Origin of the sequence: Synechococcus sp. R6-10, from assembly GCF_047461815.1 — a bacterium.
Classification (GTDB): Bacteria; Cyanobacteriota; Cyanobacteriia; order Thermostichales; family Thermostichaceae; genus Thermostichus.
Genome location: NZ_JANSHW010000352.1, coordinates 1 through 2,667, shown reverse-complemented (window position 1 = coordinate 2,667; position 2,667 = coordinate 1). Strand labels below are relative to the sequence as shown.

The window sequence follows — 2,667 nt, the reverse complement described above, 5'->3', positions numbered from 1 at the left end:
TCGGACTCGCAGCGCAGTTCGACCTACACGAAGCACACGGCGGCGGTGACGTCCGAAACCTCCACGCGCACATCCTCCTAACAACCAGAACCGTCGATAATGCCGGACGCTTCGGCGCGAAAGTCCGACCCCTGAGTCAAAAACCAATCATCAGAGACCTGCGCCTCGCGTGGGAAGAAAGAGTCAACCGAGCGCTCGCGAGCGCGGGCCGACACGAGCGAGTGAGCTCCGCAAAGCGTCCAGAGAAAGAAGCGCGGAAGCATCTTCCTCGGGCAGTCTTCGAAAGACTACGCCTAGCGGAGGCCCAGGCCCTACGGGCCAAGGCAGACCTCGCAGCGGCGGACGCAGCCTTGCGCGCCGCCGAGAGAGAGAAAGCGATAGTCGAGAGAGCAGTGAGTCTCTGGGCGCACGGAACACCGGAGAAGCCGCCGACCACGCCTCCTCCGAAACCGACCCCACCTGTCCGGAGGGGGGAGGAGCGTTGAGGCCAAGCAACGCTTCAAGGTAGCGACGGACGCCTGCACCACCTTCCGCACAAGCAGCAGATAGCAGCGCGGTGCGATCAAGACCGGCGGCTTTCGCAGACTCCCACACATGCGGCGCGATGAGAGCTACAATGCTCTCATCATCAGCAGCACGCGGCGTAGCTGCATCGACGTCAGAGACGTCGCCGAGCCCGGCAGCCGCGCGCAGACCCTGAGAGAAACGCAAGACGCTTCGCCGCTTCATTGCCGCGGCATACTCAGCCCAGAGAGAAGCAGATTCAGCATCGCCTTCATAGGCACGGAGAAGCAACGCGAACGGCGTCAGTGCGCCGTACCGACCATGTTTGGAACAAGCACCAGCGACTTCGGCGGCAATGTCCCATTTCGTCAGATACCTGGACGCCTGCTCCCCGGCCTGCGCCTGAAAGCCTGCCCGACCAACGCGGAGGCTCTTGCCTGCCGCGCTGGCCCGCCAGGCTTGACGCAAAGCGCGAACACGCCGAAGCGCCTTACCTACCGACGGCGCACGGACAAAAAAGAGAATGTGTGTGTGCGGATGCCAGCCGTGCTTGCCGTATGTTGTTTCGAACGCCGAGATTGTCCCAGCAAAGCTCTTAGCAGCTTCGCGGTAAGCACGATGCTGTCGCCAAGAACGGAGAGCTTGACGCTGACGGTCTAGAAGCTCAGCTAGGTTATCACCGGCTTGATGAGACGTCGTTAAAGTCAAGAAAACCGGTTGAAGACCTTGACCGGTCGCCCAAGCAATCACCCGGGCAACCTCCTCTCTTCTCGTCTTCGCTAAGCGCGGACCACACACCGGACAGAGATGAGAGCCGCACACGACCAAGCCGCCGAGCCGAGCGCGGTCGGCTCCGCCGTCCGCTCGAACTCGACCTCTGACTTCGACCGAGTTAGACGGCAAGAGACGTCGCCAGAAACACGACGAGAGACCGCCATGATCGGTCAGACTAGCCGCATACCGTTGAAGACGGAATCGCGTAGGAGAGCGGCCAACAAACTCCTCTATGGGTCTACCAAGGGTGGGCGCGTGCGCGCCCACCTCCGCCACCCTGTTGCCAACGGCGGGAGTAGTGCATATCTCTTGTCGCGTGGGAGGCTTTGGCATTTGGGACTCCTACATCCGGCGGCGGCGGCAACCGCGTGGCCGGAACCTTTTGAGAGGCGGAGCCCGCTAAGCTCCGCCTCTCATGCATTTAGTGCTCGTTAAGGGCTAGGAACAGAGATAGAGCGCGCTTGACGGCGACGCAGAGACGCGACTTCGTCAATGAGATGCTCGAGCACACGCTTGCGGTCGGCATCTGACAGAGCGTCAGCAATCGAAGACATGAGAGCTTCCGGCTCTTTACCGTCTTTGACGATGAGCGAAGCCCAACGGGCAATCACAGCGCCGCCGAGAGCCGCACGCGCTCTCGACCGCTCAACCCGACGGAAGCGCTGAATCTCGGCCTCGGCTTCGGCTAAGCGGCGCGCGGCTTCTTCGCGCTGCGCCTTCGCTTTCTCGGCAAGCTCTTGCGCGCGACGAAGAGCAACGAACGGATTGACGCGACGACGTCTCACGACCGTCTCAGCAACCTCCTGACTCATCGACCTAATACTCCGACAACCTACAGCTCTACGCTACCTAGTGCTCGGCGACGGGCGAGACTAGATCCAGAGAAACAGAGTAAGGCCCGCTATCAGCAATCTGCACCGGCCCGAGGCCGGCGCAGATTGCTGGGCGGGGTCGCTGCCTGCCGGCAGCGACGGGGGCGCTACCGCGCCCCCTGGAAGGAGAACGCCATGGCGACATACCACTTCGCAGCCCGACCGGTATATCTCGGCTACGCACAAGCGGCATCCGCCTATCGACGTCGGAGCGACAAGCACGCGCTCCGGGGCGGATACGAAGGCGGCGGCACGATAGGATGGAGCGGAGACGTCCGAGAACTATGGAAAGCCGCAGAGACAGCGGATACACCGAAACGCCGACAACCCGAGAAGCACAGACCCCAGCGCCGCCAAGTCGCGATCGCGATTACAGTAGCGCTGCCGCATGAGCTACCGTTCGAAGACCGGCTACGGCTCGTGCGCGGCTTTTGTCTCGGCTTGAGAGATCGCTTCGGACTCGCAGCGCAGTTCGACCTACACGAAGCACACGGCGGCGGTGACGTCCGAAACCTCC

The 2,667-nt window shown here is 62.3% G+C and carries 2 protein-coding genes; both read right to left on the bottom strand.

Features of this window, described 5'->3' with window-relative positions; all coding sequences use genetic code 11:
• Positions 1 to 183 precede the first annotated feature (183 nt).
• Positions 184 to 1,611, bottom strand: a complete 1,428-nt coding sequence (locus NW837_RS10215) for a protein rep (RefSeq protein WP_414331233.1) — start codon at positions 1,609 to 1,611, stop codon at positions 184 to 186.
• 98 nt (positions 1,612 to 1,709) lie between these two features.
• Positions 1,710 to 2,090 (bottom strand): hypothetical protein, encoded by a 381-nt coding sequence (locus tag NW837_RS10210; protein WP_414331231.1) that lies wholly within the window; start codon positions 2,088 to 2,090, stop codon positions 1,710 to 1,712.
• Positions 2,091 to 2,667: the final 577 nt, after the last annotated feature.